The sequence below is a fragment of the Bradyrhizobium betae genome (assembly GCF_008932115.1).
Lineage (GTDB): Bacteria > Pseudomonadota > Alphaproteobacteria > Rhizobiales > Xanthobacteraceae > Bradyrhizobium > Bradyrhizobium betae.
The window spans coordinates 6,107,328-6,124,120 of sequence record NZ_CP044543.1; the positions used below are offsets into that span (position 1 = coordinate 6,107,328).

At 63.0% G+C, this 16,793-nt stretch carries 12 protein-coding genes; 11 read left to right on the forward strand and 1 reads right to left on the reverse strand.

Annotated features, from left to right (window positions below; translation table 11 throughout):
- Positions 1 to 76 precede the first annotated feature (76 nt).
- From rpoC to F8237_RS29320, 3 genes are all read left to right on the forward strand, one after another.
- Complete coding sequence (rpoC, locus tag F8237_RS29310; protein WP_151649645.1) at positions 77 to 4,273, forward strand: DNA-directed RNA polymerase subunit beta'; 4,197 nt, start codon at positions 77 to 79, stop codon at positions 4,271 to 4,273.
- Between the two features lie 190 nt (positions 4,274 to 4,463).
- On the forward strand, positions 4,464 to 6,524 hold the full coding sequence (locus F8237_RS29315) for an FAD-dependent oxidoreductase (RefSeq protein ID WP_151649646.1): 2,061 nt from the start codon (positions 4,464 to 4,466) through the stop codon (positions 6,522 to 6,524).
- 132 nt (positions 6,525 to 6,656) lie between these two features.
- On the forward strand, positions 6,657 to 8,693 hold the full coding sequence (locus F8237_RS29320; RefSeq protein WP_151649647.1) for an ABC transporter ATP-binding protein: 2,037 nt from the start codon (positions 6,657 to 6,659) through the stop codon (positions 8,691 to 8,693).
- Here the strand turns inward: F8237_RS29320 and F8237_RS29325 are convergent.
- Entirely contained in the window at positions 8,618 to 9,859 is a 1,242-nt protein-coding gene (locus F8237_RS29325; RefSeq protein WP_151649648.1) for an FAD-dependent oxidoreductase, read from the reverse strand. The genes F8237_RS29320 and F8237_RS29325 overlap by 76 nt on opposite strands.
- A gap of 653 nt (positions 9,860 to 10,512) precedes the next feature.
- Between F8237_RS29325 and rpsL the strand changes: the two genes are divergently transcribed.
- The 8 genes from rpsL (at position 10,513) to F8237_RS29365 (ending at position 16,789) form a co-directional block, all read left to right on the forward strand.
- Positions 10,513 to 10,884: a 30S ribosomal protein S12 gene (gene rpsL / locus F8237_RS29330; protein ID WP_007603006.1), complete on the forward strand. Its 372-nt coding sequence runs from the start codon at positions 10,513 to 10,515 to the stop codon at positions 10,882 to 10,884.
- Between the two features lie 15 nt (positions 10,885 to 10,899).
- Positions 10,900 to 11,370: a 30S ribosomal protein S7 gene (gene rpsG, locus F8237_RS29335; RefSeq protein WP_041748231.1), complete on the forward strand. Its 471-nt coding sequence runs from the start codon at positions 10,900 to 10,902 to the stop codon at positions 11,368 to 11,370.
- A 33-nt stretch (positions 11,371 to 11,403) separates the two neighbouring features.
- The gene (fusA, locus tag F8237_RS29340; protein WP_151649649.1) at positions 11,404 to 13,476 is read left to right on the forward strand and encodes an elongation factor G; all 2,073 of its coding nucleotides are present in this window, start codon (positions 11,404 to 11,406) and stop codon (positions 13,474 to 13,476) included.
- A gap of 40 nt (positions 13,477 to 13,516) precedes the next feature.
- Complete coding sequence (tuf, locus tag F8237_RS29345) at positions 13,517 to 14,707, forward strand: elongation factor Tu (protein ID WP_008136415.1); 1,191 nt, start codon at positions 13,517 to 13,519, stop codon at positions 14,705 to 14,707.
- Positions 14,708 to 14,791: 84 nt separating this feature from the next.
- Positions 14,792 to 15,100, forward strand: coding sequence for a 30S ribosomal protein S10 (gene rpsJ / locus F8237_RS29350; protein ID WP_002712302.1), 309 nt, complete (start codon positions 14,792 to 14,794; stop codon positions 15,098 to 15,100).
- A gap of 54 nt (positions 15,101 to 15,154) precedes the next feature.
- Positions 15,155 to 15,868 (forward strand): 50S ribosomal protein L3, encoded by a 714-nt coding sequence (rplC, locus tag F8237_RS29355; protein WP_015685401.1) that lies wholly within the window; start codon positions 15,155 to 15,157, stop codon positions 15,866 to 15,868.
- 1 nt (position 15,869) lies between these two features.
- Complete coding sequence (gene rplD / locus F8237_RS29360; RefSeq protein ID WP_015685402.1) at positions 15,870 to 16,490, forward strand: 50S ribosomal protein L4; 621 nt, start codon at positions 15,870 to 15,872, stop codon at positions 16,488 to 16,490.
- Complete coding sequence (locus F8237_RS29365) at positions 16,487 to 16,789, forward strand: 50S ribosomal protein L23 (protein ID WP_011088149.1); 303 nt, start codon at positions 16,487 to 16,489, stop codon at positions 16,787 to 16,789. Before rplD ends, F8237_RS29365 begins: the two co-directional genes overlap by 4 nt.
- Positions 16,790 to 16,793 lie beyond the last annotated feature (4 nt).

A 16,793-nucleotide genomic window follows, 5' to 3' on the forward strand; every position in this document is an offset into this window, starting at 1 on the left:
CCTTGAGGGCAGGGCGCCCCGATTGAGTGATTTTCGAATTTGCGGCCGTAGGCGACCGGCACGCGAGGAGAAGACGATGAACCAAGAAATTATGAATCTCTTCAACCCGACGACTCCGGCTCAGGTCTTCGACCAGATCCGGATTTCGATCGCGAGCCCAGAGAAGATTCTGTCCTGGTCCTACGGCGAGATCAAGAAGCCGGAGACCATCAACTACCGTACCTTCAAGCCCGAGCGCGACGGCCTGTTCTGCGCCCGCATCTTCGGGCCGATCAAGGACTACGAGTGCTTGTGCGGCAAGTACAAGCGCATGAAGTACAAGGGCATCATCTGCGAGAAGTGCTCGGTCGAGGTCACGCTGTCGCGCGTCCGGCGCGAGCGCATGGGCCATATCGAGCTCGCGGCTCCCGTCGCCCACATCTGGTTCCTGAAGTCGCTGCCCTCGCGCATCGGCCTTCTGCTGGACATGACGCTGAAGGATCTCGAGCGGATCCTCTACTTCGAATATTACGTCGTTCTCGAGCCGGGTCTCACCGCGCTCAAGGACCGTCAGCTGCTGTCGGAAGACGAGTATCTGAAGGCGCAGGACGAGTACGGCCAGGATTCCTTCACCGCCATGATCGGCGCGGAAGCGATCCGCGAACTGCTCAAGGGCATGGACCTCGAGAAGCTCGAAGCCACCTTGCGCCTCGAGATGCAGGAGACCGACTCCGACATCAAGCACAAGAAGCTCGCCAAGCGCCTCAAGATCGTTGAAGCGTTCCGCCACTCCGGCAACAAGCCGGAATGGATGATCATGACCGTGGTCCCGGTGATCCCGCCGGACCTGCGTCCGCTGGTGCCGCTGGACGGCGGCCGCTTCGCGACCTCGGACCTCAACGACCTCTATCGCCGCGTCATCAACCGCAACAACCGCTTGAAGCGGCTGATGGAGCTGCGCGCGCCCGACATCATCATCCGCAACGAGAAGCGCATGCTTCAGGAAGCGGTCGATGCTCTGTTCGACAACGGCCGCCGTGGCCGCGTCATCACCGGTGCCAACAAGCGCCCGCTGAAGTCGCTCGCCGACATGCTCAAGGGCAAGCAGGGTCGTTTCCGCCAGAACCTGCTCGGCAAGCGCGTCGACTATTCGGGCCGTTCGGTGATCGTGGTCGGTCCCGAGCTGCGCCTGCATCAGTGCGGCCTGCCGAAGAAGATGGCGCTCGAGCTGTTCAAGCCGTTCATCTATTCGCGGCTTGATGCCAAGGGCCTGTCCACCACCGTGAAGCAGGCCAAGAAGCTGGTTGAGAAGGAGCGGCCCGAGGTCTGGGACATTCTGGACGAGGTGATCCGCGAGCATCCCGTGCTGCTCAACCGCGCGCCGACGCTGCATCGCCTCGGCATCCAGGCGTTCGAGCCGGTGCTGATCGAGGGCAAGGCGATCCAGCTTCACCCGCTGGTCTGCTCGGCGTTCAACGCCGACTTCGACGGCGACCAGATGGCCGTGCACGTTCCGCTGTCGCTCGAAGCGCAGCTGGAAGCGCGCGTCCTGATGATGTCGACCAACAACATCCTGCATCCGGCGAACGGCCAGCCGATCATCGTGCCATCGCAGGACATCGTGCTCGGTCTCTACTACGTCTCGATCATGCGTGAAGGCCTGCCCGGCGAGGGCAAGATCTTCGGCGACATGGCCGAGCTCGAGCATGCGCTGCACGCGAAGGTCATCCACCTCCACACCAAGATCAAGTACCGGTGGCAGGGCATGGACGAGACCGGCAAGGTCTCGACGCGCTGGATCGAAACCACCGCAGGCCGCGTCATGCTGGGCAATCTGCTGCCGAGGAACCCGCGGGTCACGTACGAGATCATCAACAAGCTGATGACCAAGCGCGAGATCTCCGGCGTGATCGACCAGGTCTACCGCCACTGCGGTCAGAAGGAGACGGTGATCTTCTGCGACCGCATCATGGCGCTCGGCTTCTACAACGCGTTCAAGGCCGGCATCTCGTTCGGCAAGGACGACATGGTCGTGCCGAATTCCAAGTGGAAGATCGTCGACACCACCCGTACGCTGGCGAAGGATTTCGAGCAGCAGTACAACGACGGCCTGATCACCCACGGCGAGAAGTATAACAAGGTCGTCGACGCCTGGTCGAAGGCCACGGAAGAAATCGCCAAGGCGATGATGAAGGAGATCTCCTCGACCAAGAAGACGGCGAGCGGGGCGGATGCCGACATCAACTCGATCTACATGATGGCTCACTCCGGTGCCCGCGGTTCGCCGGCCCAGATGCGCCAGCTCGCCGGCATGCGCGGCCTGATGGCCAAGCCGTCGGGTGAGATCATCGAGACGCCGATCATCTCGAACTTCAAGGAAGGTCTTTCGGTTCTCGAGTACTTCAACTCGACCCACGGCGCCCGCAAGGGCCTCGCGGACACCGCGTTGAAGACCGCGAACTCGGGCTACCTGACCCGTCGTCTCGTCGACGTCGCGCAGGACTGCATCATCACGCAGAGTGACTGCGGCACCAAGCTCGGCATCAAGATGCGCGCCATCGTCGATGCGGGCACCGTGGTCGCTTCGCTCGGCTCGCGCATCCTCGGACGCACGGCCTGCGAAGACATTCGTGACAGCTCCGGCAAGGTGATCATCAAGCGCGATACGCTGATGGAAGAGAGCCATCTGGATGCCATCCAGCAGGGTGGTGTGCAGGAGGTGAAGATCCGCTCGGCGCTGACCTGCGAGCTCGTCAACGGCATCTGCGGCATGTGCTACGGTCGCGACCTCGCCCGCGGCACGCCGGTCAACCACGGCGAAGCGGTCGGCGTCATTGCGGCGCAGTCGATCGGTGAGCCGGGCACCCAGCTCACCATGCGCACCTTCCACATCGGCGGTGCGGCGCAGCTGAACGAGCAGTCCTTCGTCGAAGCCAACTTCGACGGCAAGATCGTGATCAGGAACAAGGCCATCGCCCGCAACAGCGAAGGTCACCTGGTCGCGATGGTGCGCAACATGGTGGTGGCGATCGTCGATGCCGACGGCACCGAACGTGCGACGCACCGCGTCCAGTACGGCTCGCGTCTGCACGTCGACGAGGGCGACAGCGTCAAGCGCGGCCAGCGTATCGTCGAGTGGGATCCCTACACCCGTCCGCTGCTCACCGAAGTCGAAGGTACGATCGGCTTCGAGGATCTGGTCGAAGGGCAGTCGATCTCGGAAACGCTGGACGAAGCCACCGGTATCGCCAAGCGCGTGGTCATCGACTGGCGCTCGACCCGCGGCGGTGCGGACCTGCGTCCGGCCATCGTGGTGAAGGGCAAGGACGGCAAGGTGCTCAAGCTCGCCCGTGGCGGCGATGCCCGCTACATGCTGTCGGTCGACGCCATTCTCTCGGTCGACGTCGGAGCCAAGGTCAATACGGGTGACATCCTCGCCCGTGTCTCGACCGAAAGCGCCAAGACGCGTGACATCACCGGCGGTCTGCCGCGGGTGGCGGAACTGTTCGAGGCTCGGCGTCCGAAGGATGCGGCGATCATCGCCGAAATCGCGGGCACCATCCGGTTCGGGCGCGACTACAAGAACAAGCGTCGCATCTCGATCGAGCCGATGGACAAGACCGACGAGGCACGCGAGTACCTGATCCCGAAGGGCAAGCACATCCACCTTCAGGACGGCGACGTCGTCGAAAAGGGCGACTTCATCGTGGAAGGCAACCCGGCGCCGCACGACATTCTCGCGGTCAAGGGCATCGAGGAACTCGCGGCCTATCTGGTCAACGAGATCCAGGAGGTCTACCGGCTCCAGGGCGTGCTCATCAACGACAAGCACATCGAGGTGATTGTCCGTCAGATGCTCCAGAAGGTGGAAGTCACCGACCAGGGCGACACGGACATGATCTCCGGCGAGCAGGTCGACAAGATCGAGTTCGACGCGCTGAACGAGAAGGCCAAGGAAGAGGGCAAGAAGATCGCCACGGGTACGCCGGTTCTGCTCGGCATCACCAAGGCGAGCCTCCAGACCCGCTCCTTCTTCTCGGCGGCCTCGTTCCAGGAGACCACTCGCGTCCTCACGGAAGCGGCGGTCAACGGCAAGGTCGATCCGCTCGAAGGCCTGAAGGAGAACGTCATCGTCGGCCGGCTGATCCCGGCGGGCACCGGCGCTTCCATGGCCAAGATCCGCGAAGTCGCGATGAAGCGCGACAAGATGATCCTGGACGAGCGCGAGAAGCAGGCGGCCGTCGTGTCGCCGGCTCCGGAAGCTGAACTTCCTGCGCTCCCGCCTGCGGAATAATGGTTCATCCGTAGGAATACGAGGATAACGAAAAGGCCGGCGCAAGCCGGCCTTTTTGCTGCTTTGTTTCCCTGTTGCGGTGCAGGATCAACCTTTGTTCATCTTTCCTTCAGGCGCAAAAGCGCTTCTGCTAGGGGAGCTTAGACGGCGGTCCCGTGACGGGGGCAGGGCCGGAGACCACGGAACGCACATGCTTGATCTCGCAATCGTAGGCGGCGGCCCCGGCGGGCTGATGAGCGCCTGGTACCTGAAGCGTAAGCTCGGCGACCTCTGCCGCGTCACCATCTACGAGGCCTCGGACCGGCTCGGCGGCAAGATCGTCACGCGCAAATTCGATTCCGCACCCGCGATGTACGAAGCCGGCGTTGCCGAGATCTACGACTACTCGATGACCGGCCCCGATCCGCTGCGCGAGCTGATTCAGCATTTCGGACTTCAGACCATTCCGATGGACGCCGAGCAGGTCCAGTTCGGCGGTGAACTCCTCAACGACGTCGCAGGCATGCGCCGCAAATACGGCGCCAAGACCGCGGCGGCGATCGAGGCGTTCCGCAAGCGCTGCGCCGAGGCGCTGTCGCCGATCGAGTATTACGAGGGCGTCGGCGCGCACGACAACGAGAACCCCTGGGCCTACAAGACCGCCGAGCAGGTGCTCGACGAGGAGGTCGAGGACGAAACCGCAAAGCGCTTCTTCAAGGTGATGGCGCGCTCGGACATCGCGACCGAAAGCCACAACACCAACGGCCTCAACGCGCTGAAGAACTATCTGATGGATGTCGACGGCTATATCGGCCTCTACTCCATCCAGAACGGCAATGAGCAGCTGATCGAATGCCTGCAGTCGGAGGTCAACGCCGACATCCAGCTCAATCATCGCGTGCTCGCCGTCGGCAAGGCGCCGACCGGCCGCTACCAGCTCAAGATGATGAACGGCAAGGGCCCTGAGACGCGTGACTTCGACCTCGTGCTGGTCTGCCTGCCGCATTCCTGGCTCGCTACCGTCGGCTGGGAAGGCGAGCAGCTGCGCAAGTCGATGGTCAAGCACGTCTCGTACTTCGATCGTCCGGCACACTACCTGCGCGTCTCGATCCTGTTCGACACGCCGTTCTGGGGCGAGAAGATTCCCGGCGCCTGGTTCATGTCGGAGGCCTTCGGCGGCTGCTGCGTCTACAATGAAGGCGCGCGCCACGATGTCGGCAAGCATGGCGTCCTGAATTGGCTCATTCCCGGCTCGGATGCGCTGGCGTTCGCGAATCTCTCGGACCAGGAACTGATCGACGCTGCGCTGAAATCGCTGCCGGCCTCGTTCGGCGATGCGCGGGCGCATTTCATGGAAGGCAAGATCCATCGCTGGCTGTCGTCGGTGAACGCGATTCCAGGCGGTATGCCCGTGCGCGACGTCATGACCAATCACCGGCCCGAGCCGAAGGAACATCCCGGCATCGTGGTGGTCGGCGACTATCTGTTCGACTCGACCCTGAACGGGCTGCTCGATTCGTCGGACGCGGCAACCGACATCATCCTGACCGAGATGATGCGGCTGCGCCGCGAGCGTGCGCAGGACGGCAAGCCGCTGTCGGACAAGATCGATCGCGAGTATTTCGAGAACTATCGCGGCCTCGGCCCCTATAGCGAGGCGTGGCGGCATTTCACGGATCCCGACTATCTCACAAAGCTGATCGGCATCGTCTGGGGCAAGGCCAAGGGCGCCAAGCTGTTGATCGCGGGCTCGGCCAGCGGCGAGCTGGTCGGCGCACTGCGCGAGCGCGGCATCGATGCCTGGGGCATCGAGAATAACCGTGCCATTCATGCCAAGACGCCGAAGGCGCTGAAGAAGTACAACAAGCTCGGCTCGATCACCGACATGCCGTTCAAGGACGGCGCGTTCGACTTCGTGTTCGAGACCAGCCTCTGCCATGTTTCCCCGAAGCAGGTGGTCCGCGCGATCCGCGAGCTCAACCGCGTGGTCAGGACCGGTCTCGTGTTCGGCTCGATCACCTCGGACATGGCCTCGGCCGTGATCGACCGCTACGACCTGCTGCGCGGGGTCAAGAAGCTCGGCACCTGGTGGGAATGGTCCGAACTGTTCTTCGGCAACGGCTTCGACCTGTCGATGCACCGCAAGGACTGCGCCGACGCGCTCTGGGAGACGACGCTCGCCGCCAACAAGGGCCCGGGCCAGTGGTACGCCGACGCCGACAGCTTGCGCTATTCGTTCTTCGACAAGGTCGAGGAGGAGGACGACGACTAGCCTTTCGGGCGCACCGGATTTGCCAATTGCTTTGCCGAATTCATCCTGATCGCATAGAATCGGTGCAATAGCGGTTGCCGCTATGTCCTGCTTTCTCTGCGGTCATGCCGGCCGTCAGCATCGGTTGGTTTCATGGCGTCCAAGCCTCCCACTTCCAAGCCTCCCTCTCCCGACAAACAGAAGCTCGCTGCGGAAGAGGCGGCCGGGTCCGACGACAAGCTCGCCTCCGCCAAGCCCGACCTCGAGGACGACGAGGACGACGAAGACGAGGAGGATGACGAGCTGGAGCTCGATGACGACGATGAGGACGAGGACCTCGTCGTCTTCACCGCGCGCGAGGCCGCCGGAGCGCTCGCGACCATCCTCGGTTTCGTCAAACCATTTCTGACCAACTACAAGCGGATACTGTCATTCGTGGCGTTCGGCGTCTTCGTCGAGACGCTGTTCAACGTCATCATGCCGCTCAGCCTGAAGTACCTGATCGACGACGCGCTCGGCGAGGAGGATTTCCAGGCGCTGTACAAGATTCTGGGCGTGCTCGCGGTCGCCGGCATCTTCACCTCCATCGTCGCGGTCTGGTACGAGCGCTGGGACGCGCGGCTGGCCGCCTGCATCATCTCCGACGTCCGCAAGCGCCTGTTCGAGCACGTCCAGGATTTGCCGGCGGCCTATTTCGGCCGCACCAGGCGCGGTGAGATTCTGTCGCGCTTCTCCGTCGACCAGGCTGCCTTCGAAGGCTCGGTCAAGACGTTCGCCAACAGCGCGGCGCTGCCGTTCCTCGAGTTGATCGCCGGCATCATCCTGATGGTGTTCCTGAACTGGCAGCTCGCTGCGGTCGCGCTGCTGGTGTTCCCGGTCACGCTGATCGGCCCGCGCATCCTCACGCCGAAGGCGGTGCAGGCCAATTACGAGCAGAAGCAGAACGAAAGCGCGCTGCTGGGCATGGTGCAGGAGAACGTGGCGGCGCAGGCCGTGATCAAGGCGTTCAGCCTGCAGCGCAAGATGTTCGGCTTCTTCCGCTTCCGAAACGACGAGACCCGCAACAAGATCGCCTCGGCCACGTTCCTGTCGACCATGGTGGAGCGTACAGTCACCATCTCGGTGCTGATGCTGCACCTCGTCGTGCTCGCGATCGGCGCGTATCTGGCGACCAAGGGCCAGATCACGATCGGCACCTTCGTCACCTTCGAGAGCGCGTTCTGGGAAGTCTCCTACAACATCGCCCACGTGATGCATTTCATCCCGGTGTCGATCTCCTCTGCCGCCGCGATCCGTCATATGCAGGAGCTGCTCGACGAGCCGACCCGCGGGGCCGATCGTCCCGGCGCGCCCGATCTGCCGCGCGTCACCCACGACATCACCTTCGACCGCGTCACCTTCCAGTACGAAGGCAGCCAGACGCCGGTGCTGGACAATCTCAGCCTCAAGCTCGATGTCGGCAAGCGTATCGCCATCGTCGGCCCCTCGGGCTCCGGCAAGAGCACGCTGCTCAACCTGATCCTGCGGCTCTACGTGCCCGATGAGGGCCGCGTCACCATCGACGGCGTCGATGTCCGCAAGGTGACGCTGGATTCGCTGCGCCGGAGCATGGCGGTGGTGTTCCAGGAGAACATGCTGTTCAACATGTCGATCCGCGAGAACATCCGGCTCGGCAAGGAAGGCGCGACCGACGAGGAGGTGGAGGAGGCCGCCAGGAAGGCCGAGATCCACCGCTACATCATGAGTCTGCCGCAGCGTTACGACACGCCGGTCGGCGAGCGCGGCGACACTCTGTCGGGCGGCCAGCGCCAGCGCATCGCGATCGCACGTGCGGTCATCCGCAATCCGTCCGTGCTGCTGCTCGACGAGGCGACCTCGGCGCTCGACCAGACCACGGAGGCCGCGATCAACCGCACGCTGCTCAAGGTCGCCAAGGGCCGCACCATGATCTGGTCGACCCATCGCCTGAGCTCGGTGGTCGAGATGGACGAGATCATCGTGATTTCAGGGGGCAGGGCGATCGAGCGCGGCTCCCATGCCGAGCTGCTCGCCAGGAACGGAACCTACCGCAAATTGTGGAACGACCAGACCCACCAGCCGCACGACGCGGCGGCTCAGGCCGATGACGACAGCGACGATGACGACGACGACCTCGAGGATGATGAGGACGAGGACGACGAGGAGGAGTGACCGAGGAAGTTCGGCTCGAGATCGAAGGCGCCTCCGAGCGGCCGTACGAGCCCCTGAACCGACCATGCGATGAAGCGCGCCCAGCGCTGCGCCGTCCAGTAGGGGCTGGTGCCGATCGAAACCGAGCGGAAGTCGAAAGCCTTCGCGGCCGCCCAGTCGTCGCAATCCCGCTTGACCGGATCGGCGTAGAACGCCGCGATCTTGTCCGCGTCCATCCCGTCGGTCGCGAGCCATTGCGGGATGTAGACGCTGCAGAGCCGCTCGACGTCGGTGAAGACCTTGTCGCAGCCGGTGCCGGCGACGGGGCATGAGGTCGAGAACGCATCCCCGACCAGCACGAGGCCAGGCTGGCCGCTTGCGTCGTTCACGTAGAGATCGACCGGGCGAATCTTCAGCTCGCCGGGGATATCGAATGCGCCGGTGATGCGCTTGAGCCGGGGCAGGGCGGCGTCCAGCGTCTCGGCGGGGGCACTGCGCAGCTCGCGCAGCCAGGGATCGTCGAAGTCGCGATAGACGAACAGATTGGCCCGCATCCGCGTGCCGATCGGAAACAGCGTGATGTAGGGGATACGGTCGCTCGGCCGCTCCGAGAAGTAGGTCAGGGCCGGGAAATCGAACGAACTCCGCCCGGCCGGGGCGATGTCGAATCCAATTGAGATCGAGTGGCAGGCGCTGATGACGTCCCGCGCGATACCGAGCTGGTGGCGCAGGCCGACATTGAGGCCGTTGGCGAGCACGACCAGGCGGGCCGAGATGGTCTCGTCATTGGAGAGCGTGACCCTTTGCCGCTCCGGTCTTGTCTCGATCGATATCGCCTTGGCGCAGATTCGCTCGACCGTGGCAGGGATCTCGTCGCGGACCGCATTAACGAGGGAATCGTAGAGGATGTTGAACTGACGGCTCGGCGCCTTGTCGAGCAGGCGGCCGAATCGCGCGATCCAGTTCTCGCCGGCGAAGGTTGCCCGGCGCAGCACCGATTCTCCGATTCCGGTCTTCAGGAATCGCTCGACCTGGGCTTGGCCGCTGAGTTTTTCGACTCGAAAGTCCGCCGGATAGCTCTCATGCGGATCAATCAGCACCGCCGAAATGCCGGCGCGGCCGAGCATTGCGGCGGCGGTGGAACCGGACAATCCTCCGCCGATGATGGCAATGTCGGTATAGCGCATGGCGTGAATCTCTGCCGGAGGCGGCAGATTGCGCATCAACAGACAAGAAAGCCTTAGCGAGGGTTATAAAAGTATATTTCATCCGGGTTAAAATGAAGCGAGGTGGCGGAACTGGCGTACCGTTCCCATATACGGGGAGGCGTGATCAGTGCGGCGAACGGGCAAATTCCATAGGCGCGAGAAGCGCTTTGTGACTGTCGTTTCGCCTTGACTTGATCGATTCCCACTTATAGAAAGCGCCTCACTTAACGACAGGCGGTGAGCATCGCCAACGTCGGAACGGGCCACCTGTTGATCCCCCGGGATCGGATCCCAAGGGATCGCTGAAGACAGGCACCAACCTCGACGAATGCCGCTCAAACGCTGTCGATCATAGCTAGGCAATGCCAGTGCGATTTTAGTTCTCATGAGCTCGCTCTCTTGAGATCAAACTCGGATGCATGACCTCGGTGCGCAGGCCACGGCTCTCTGCCGATTGGCCTGAAAACTGCGGTCCTCTGTGGCGTCGTAACGCTTTCCGCTCAGTGATGGAGTGGTTGGCGCAATTTCGCTTTGTGCGGTTTGTTCCGCACGGGGCGGCCTCGTCGGGCAGGGAGCTCGAAAGAATTTGCGGGCCCGAAAGGGGCCGCGGCAGAAAAAGGGTGAAGGCCAGAATGCCGACGATCAACCAGCTGATCGCTCAACCGCGGGAAGTGCAGAAGTCGCGCAAGAAGGTGCCGGCGCTGCAGCAGTCGCCGCAGAAGCGTGGTGTTTGCACGCGCGTCTACACCACGACCCCGAAGAAGCCGAACTCGGCGCTTCGTAAGGTTGCCAAGGTGCGCCTGACCAACGGCTTCGAGGTGATCGGTTACATCCCCGGCGAGGGCCATAACCTCCAGGAGCACTCGGTGGTCATGATCCGCGGCGGCCGCGTCAAGGATTTGCCCGGCGTGCGCTACCACATCCTCCGCGGCGTTCTGGATACCCAGGGCGTCAAGAACCGTAAGCAGCGTCGTTCGAAGTACGGCGCCAAGCGTCCGAAGTAAGCGGGAACCAGCTCCATGTCTCGTCGCCACTCAGCGGAAAAGCGCGAAGTTCTCCCGGATCCGAAGTTCGGGAACATCATCGTCACGAAGTTCATGAACTCGGTGATGTACGCCGGCAAGAAGTCGGTCGCCGAAGGCATCGTCTACGGTGCGTTCGGTCTCATCGAAGCCAAGACCAAGCAGAGCCCGCTCGGCGTGTTCGAGCAGGCGCTCGAGAACGTCATGCCGACGATCGAGGTTCGCTCCCGCCGCGTCGGCGGCGCGACCTACCAGGTTCCGGTCGAGGTTCGCTCGGTTCGCCGTCAGGCGCTGGGCATCCGCTGGCTGATCTCGGCTGCGCGCGAGCGCAACGAGAAGACGATGACCGAGCGGCTCTCTGCCGAGCTCCTGGATGCGTCGAACAATCGTGGCAACGCCGTCAAGAAGCGTGAAGACGTGCACCGGATGGCGGAAGCCAATCGTGCCTTCTCGCACTATCGCTGGTAACGGCGACACACTCGGACTCGCAAGGAACGACCCATGCCCCGCCAACATGCCATCGAAGACTACCGTAATTTCGGTATTATGGCGCATATCGACGCCGGCAAGACCACGACGACCGAGCGCATCCTCTATTACACCGGCAAGAGCCACAAGATCGGCGAAGTGCACGAAGGTGCCGCGACGATGGACTGGATGGAGCAGGAGCAGGAGCGCGGCATCACGATCACGTCGGCTGCGACCACCGCGTTCTGGGCCGGCAAGCGCCTGAACATCATCGACACCCCCGGCCACGTCGACTTCACCATCGAAGTCGAGCGTTCGCTGCGCGTGCTCGACGGCGCCGTCTGCGTGCTCGACTCGAACCAGGGCGTCGAGCCCCAGACCGAGACCGTCTGGCGCCAGGGTGACAAGTACAAGGTTCCGCGGATCGTCTTCGCCAACAAGATGGACAAGACCGGCGCTGACTTCTTCAAGTGTCTGGCCGATATCGTCGACCGTCTCGGCGCCAAGCCGATCGCGATCCAGCTTCCGATCGGTGCCGAGAACAACTTCAAGGGTCTCGTCGACCTCGTGAAGATGAAGGGCGTCGTCTGGAACGACGAATCGCTCGGCGCGAAGTTCGACTATGTCGACATTCCGGAAGACCTCGTCGACCAGGCCAAGGAATACCGCGAGAAGATGGTGGAAGCCGCCGTCGAGCTCGACGACGACGCTCTGGCTGCCTTTCTCGACGGCAACGAGCCGGACGAAGCGACGCTGAAGCGGCTGATCCGCAAGGCGGTGCTGACCGGTGCGTTCTATCCCGTGCTGTGTGGCTCGGCCTTCAAGAACAAGGGCGTGCAGCCGCTGCTTGACGCCGTCGTCGACTACCTGCCGTCGCCGATCGACGTGCCTGCGATCAAGGGCACCGACGACCGCGGCAACGAGGTCGTGCGCAAGGCCGACGACAAGGAGCCGCTCGCGCTGCTCGCGTTCAAGATCATGGACGACCCGTTCGTCGGCACCATCACCTTCTGTCGCATCTACTCCGGCGTCCTGCAGAGCGGCACCGGCGTCGTGAACTCGACGCGCGAGAAGAAGGAGCGCATCGGGCGCATGCTGTTGATGCATGCGAACAACCGCGAAGACATCAAGGAAGCCTATGCCGGCGACATCGTCGCGCTGGCCGGCCTGAAGGAAGCGCGCACCGGTGACACGCTGTGCGATCCCGACAAGCAGGTGATCCTCGAGAAGATGGAATTCCCCGAGCCGGTCATCGAGATCGCGATCGAGCCGAAGTCCAAGGCCGACCAGGAAAAGCTGGGCGTGGCGCTGGCCAAGCTCGCCGCGGAGGATCCGTCCTTCCGCGTGTCGACCGACCAGGAGTCCGGCCAGACCATCCTCAAGGGCATGGGCGAGCTCCACCTCGACATCAAGGTCGACATCCTCCGTCGTACCTACAAGGTCGACGCAAACATCGGCGCGCCGCAGGTGGCGTTCCGCGAGCGCGTCACCAAGAAGGCCGAGGTCAAGTACACCCACAAGAAGCAGACCGGTGGTACCGGTCAGTTCGCGGAAGTGTCGATCGTGGTCGAGCCGAACGAGCCCGGCAAGGGCTACGAGTTCGAGTCCAAGATCGTCGGCGGTGCGGTTCCGAAGGAATACATCCCCGGCGTTGAAAAGGGCCTCAACAGCGTGATGAGCTCTGGCGTGGTCGCGGGCTTCCCCGTGGTCGACGTCAAGGTTCAGCTCGTCGACGGCAAGTATCACGACGTCGACTCGTCGGCGCTCGCCTTCGAAATCGCATCGCGCGCGGCGTTCCGCGAAGCGCTGCAGAAGGGCAAGTCCGTCCTGCTCGAGCCGATCATGAAGGTCGAAGTGGTGACCCCGGAAGACTACACCGGCTCGGTCATCGGCGACCTGAATTCGCGGCGCGGTCAGATCCAGGGCCAAGACATGCGCGGCAACGCCAACGTCATCAACGCGATGGTGCCGCTCATGAACATGTTCGGTTACGTGAATAACCTGCGCTCGATGAGCCAGGGTCGCGCAACCTTCACCATGCAATTCGACCACTACGCAGAAGCGCCGGCCAACGTGTCGGCAGAAGTCCAGAAGAAGTTTGCCTGATTGTCGTCGGTCTAGAGCTGACGATTGAACGGAGAGTCAAATGGCCAAAGCAAAGTTTGAACGTAACAAGCCGCACTGCAACATCGGCACCATCGGTCACGTCGACCATGGCAAGACGTCGCTGACCGCGGCGATCACCAAGGTCCTCGCCGAAGCCGGCGGCGCGACGTTCACCGCGTACGACCAGATCGACAAGGCGCCGGAAGAGAAGGCCCGCGGCATCACCATCTCGACCGCGCACGTCGAGTACGAGACGCCGAACCGCCACTACGCGCACGTCGACTGCCCCGGCCACGCCGACTATGTGAAGAACATGATCACTGGCGCCGCCCAGATGGACGGTGCGATCCTGGTCGTGTCGGCCGCTGACGGCCCGATGCCGCAGACCCGCGAGCACATCCTGCTCGCCCGCCAGGTCGGCGTGCCCGCGCTCGTCGTGTTCCTCAACAAGTGCGACATGGTCGACGATCCGGAACTGCTCGAGCTCGTCGAGCTCGAAGTCCGCGAGCTGCTCTCGAAGTACGATTTTCCGGGCGACAAGATCCCGATCATCAAGGGTTCGGCGCTCGCCGCTCTCGAAGACAGCGACAAGAAGCTCGGCCACGACGCCATCCTCGAGCTGATGAAGAACGTCGACGAATACATCCCGCAGCCGGAGCGTCCGATCGACCAGCCGTTCCTGATGCCGGTTGAAGACGTGTTCTCGATCTCGGGCCGCGGCACCGTCGTGACCGGCCGTGTCGAGCGCGGTATCGTCAAGGTCGGCGAGGAAATCGAGATCGTCGGTCTCCGTGCGACCCAGAAGACCACCGTTACCGGGGTCGAAATGTTCCGCAAGCTGCTCGATCAGGGCCAGGCCGGCGACAACATCGGTGCGCTGCTCCGCGGTACCAAGCGCGAGGACGTCGAGCGCGGCCAGGTGCTGTGCAAGCCGGGTTCGGTCAAGCCGCACACCAAGTTCAAGGCTGAGGCGTACATCCTCACCAAGGAAGAGGGCGGTCGCCACACTCCGTTCTTCACCAACTACCGTCCGCAGTTCTACTTCCGCACCACCGACGTGACCGGTGTCGTGCATCTGCCGGAAGGCACCGAGATGGTGATGCCGGGCGACAACATCGCGATGGAAGTGCACCTGATCGTGCCGATCGCGATGGAAGAAAAGCTCCGCTTCGCGATCCGCGAAGGCGGTCGCACCGTCGGCGCCGGCGTCGTCGCCTCGATCATCGAGTAATCACGCGACAGGGAATGGCGAGTGGCGAATGGATGAAATCCATTCGCTGTTCGCTACTCGCCACTCACTAAGAAAGACACGGCAATGAACGGCCAAAACATTCGTATCCGTCTCAAGGCGTTCGACCATCGTATCCTCGATACGTCGACCCGCGAGATCGTGAACACGGCGAAGCGCACCGGCGCGCAGGTCCGCGGACCCATTCCGCTGCCCACCCGCATCGAGAAGTTCACCGTCAACCGTTCGCCTCACGTCGACAAGAAGAGCCGCGAGCAGTTCGAGATGCGCACCCACAAGCGCCTGCTCGATATCGTCGATCCGACCCCGCAGACTGTCGATGCTTTGATGAAGCTCGACCTGGCCGCCGGTGTCGACGTCGAGATCAAGCTCTAAGATTTTTGGATCACGTTCGCGACTTTGCGGACAGAAAGAACAGGAAGCACGCCGATGCGCTCCGGAGTGATCGCACAAAAGGTCGGGATGACGCGGGTCTTTACGGAGGCCGGCGAACATATCCCAGTGACCGTGCTGAAGCTCGGCAATTGCCAGGTCGTAGGCCACCGCACTGAAGAGAAGAACGGTTACGTCGCGCTCCAGCTTGGTTCTGGCAGCCGCAAGACCGTTTACCTGCCCAAGGCCGAGCGCGGTCAGTTCGCGGTCGCCAAAGTCGAGCCGAAGCGGCAGGTCGAGGAATTCCGCGTCTCCGCGGATGCCATGATCCCCGTTGGCGCCGAGATCCTCGCCGATCACTTCGTCGTCGGCCAGTTCGTCGACGTCACCGGCACCTCGGTTGGTAAGGGCTTCGCCGGCGGCATGAAGCGCTGGAACTTCGGCGGTCTTCGCGCCACGCACGGTGTGTCGGTGTCGCACCGTTCGATCGGTTCGACCGGTGGTCGTCAGGACCCCGGCAAGACCTGGAAGAACAAGAAGATGCCCGGCCACATGGGTGTCGACCGCATCACCACGCTCAACCTTCGAGTCGTTCAGCTCGATGTCGAGCGCGGCCTGATCCTCGTCGAAGGCGCCGTTCCCGGCTCCAAGGGCGGCTGGATCCGTGTGCGCGACGCCGTCAAGAAGCCGCTGCCGAAGGAAGCTCCGAAGCCCGGCAAGTTCAAGGTTGCTGGCGACGCGGAAGCCGCCCCGGCTGCGCAGGAGGCGTGAGATGGAATTGAAGGTCACGACCCTCGAAGGTAAGGAAGCCGGCTCCGTCCAGCTTTCCGACGCCATTTTCGGCCTCGAGCCGCGCCAGGACATCATTGCGCGTTGCGTGCAGTGGCAGCTCAACAAGCGTCAGGCCGGCACCCACAAGGCCAAGGGCCGCGCCGAGATCTGGCGTACCGGCAAGAAGATGTACAAGCAGAAGGGCACCGGCGGTGCTCGTCACGGCTCGGCCCGCGTGCCGCAGTTCCGCGGCGGCGGTCGTGCCTTCGGACCGGTGGTGCGTTCGCACGCCACCGACCTGCCGAAGAAGGTCCGCGCGCTTGCTCTCAAGCATGCGCTGTCGGCCAAGGCCAAGGACGGCGATCTGCTGGTGATCGACAAGGCCGCGCTGGAAGCTGCCAAGACCAAGGCGCTGCTCGGTCATTTCTCGGGCCTCGGCTTGACCAACGCGCTGATCATCGATGGTGCCGAGCTCAACAACGGCTTTGCCGCTGCGGCCCGCAACATCCCGAACATGGACGTGCTGCCGATCCAGGGCATCAACGTCTATGACATCCTGCGCCGTCGGAAGCTTGTTCTGACCAAGGCCGCCATCGATGCGCTGGAGGCGCGCTTCAAATGACGAAGAACATCGAGCCTCGCCATTACGACGTGATCGTCGCTCCTGTCGTCACCGAAAAGGCGACGCTGGCGTCCGAGCACAACAAGGTCCTGTTCAAGGTGGCCGCGAAGGCGACCAAGCCGCAGATCAAGGAAGCGATCGAGAAGCTCTTCGACGTCAAGGTCAAGAGCGTCAACACGCTGGTCCGCAAGGGCAAGACCAAGGTCTTCCGCGGCAATCTCGGCTCGCAGTCGAACACCAAGCGCGCGATCGTGACCCTCGAAGAGGGCCACAGGATCGACGTCACCACCGGTCTGTAAGGTC

Excerpts from the sequence above, each read along its gene's own strand:
- rpsG (WP_041748231.1), top strand. The coding sequence starts at position 10,900 with ATGTCTCGTCGCCACTCAGCGGAAAAGCGCGAAGTTCTCCCGGATCCG.
- F8237_RS29325 (WP_151649648.1), bottom strand. The coding sequence starts at position 9,859 with ATGCGCTATACCGACATTGCCATCATCGGCGGAGGATTGTCCGGTTCC.
- F8237_RS29315 (WP_151649646.1), top strand. The coding sequence starts at position 4,464 with ATGCTTGATCTCGCAATCGTAGGCGGCGGCCCCGGCGGGCTGATGAGC.
- F8237_RS29320 (WP_151649647.1), top strand. The coding sequence starts at position 6,657 with ATGGCGTCCAAGCCTCCCACTTCCAAGCCTCCCTCTCCCGACAAACAG.
- rplD (WP_015685402.1), top strand. The coding sequence starts at position 15,870 with ATGGAATTGAAGGTCACGACCCTCGAAGGTAAGGAAGCCGGCTCCGTC.
- rplC (WP_015685401.1), top strand. The coding sequence starts at position 15,155 with ATGCGCTCCGGAGTGATCGCACAAAAGGTCGGGATGACGCGGGTCTTT.
- F8237_RS29365 (WP_011088149.1), top strand. The coding sequence starts at position 16,487 with ATGACGAAGAACATCGAGCCTCGCCATTACGACGTGATCGTCGCTCCT.
- rpoC (WP_151649645.1), top strand. The coding sequence starts at position 77 with ATGAACCAAGAAATTATGAATCTCTTCAACCCGACGACTCCGGCTCAG.
- rpsJ (WP_002712302.1), top strand. The coding sequence starts at position 14,792 with ATGAACGGCCAAAACATTCGTATCCGTCTCAAGGCGTTCGACCATCGT.
- rpsL (WP_007603006.1), top strand. The coding sequence starts at position 10,513 with ATGCCGACGATCAACCAGCTGATCGCTCAACCGCGGGAAGTGCAGAAG.
- tuf (WP_008136415.1), top strand. The coding sequence starts at position 13,517 with ATGGCCAAAGCAAAGTTTGAACGTAACAAGCCGCACTGCAACATCGGC.
- fusA (WP_151649649.1), top strand. The coding sequence starts at position 11,404 with ATGCCCCGCCAACATGCCATCGAAGACTACCGTAATTTCGGTATTATG.